Annotated in this window: 4 tRNA genes; all 4 read right to left on the bottom strand. The window is 51.8% G+C overall.

Features of this window, described 5'->3' with window-relative positions:
- Positions 1-32: 32 nt before the first annotated feature.
- The 4 genes from AC0L0O_RS30015 to AC0L0O_RS30000 all read right to left on the bottom strand — a co-directional run bounded on the left by AC0L0O_RS30015 (position 33) and on the right by AC0L0O_RS30000 (position 400).
- A tRNA-Gly gene (locus AC0L0O_RS30015) sits at positions 33-107 on the bottom strand.
- Positions 108-136: 29 nt separating this feature from the next.
- Positions 137-217 (bottom strand) — tRNA-Leu (locus AC0L0O_RS30010).
- Between the two features lie 22 nt (positions 218-239).
- Positions 240-315, bottom strand: a tRNA-His gene (locus AC0L0O_RS30005).
- 9 nt (positions 316-324) lie between these two features.
- A tRNA-Thr gene (locus AC0L0O_RS30000) sits at positions 325-400 on the bottom strand.
- Between the last annotated feature and the right edge of the window lie 50 nt (positions 401-450).

The following is a 450-nucleotide window of genomic DNA, read 5'->3' as shown; positions in this document are numbered from 1 at the left end:
GTTCCGCCACCCCGGCATGTCATATTGAAAATTGGAGCGGAAGACGGGATTCGAACCCGCGACCCCAACCTTGGCAAGGTTGTATTCTACCACTGAACTACTTCCGCAAGACATGTATGAGTTATTTAATTAAAAGTGCGGGTGAAGGGAGTCGAACCCCCACGCCAAAGGCGCCAGATCCTAAGTCTGGTGCGTCTGCCAATTCCGCCACACCCGCATATTAATTTATTTAAGAAAAATGGGGCGACTGATGGGAATCGAACCCACGAATGCCGGAGCCACAATCCGGTGCGTTAACCACTTCGCCACAACCGCCATGATTTCTGGTGCCGACTAGAGGACTTGAACCCCCAACCTACTGATTACAAGTCAGTTGCTCTACCAATTGAGCTAAGTCGGCTAAATGGTGGAGGATGACGGGATCGAACCGCCGACCCCCTGCTTGTAAGG

This window comes from Bacillus sp. GS3m_15504 (assembly GCF_055825275.1).
The sequence above is the reverse complement of the archived record's forward strand: the minus strand, read 5'-3'. Positions and strand labels throughout refer to the sequence as shown.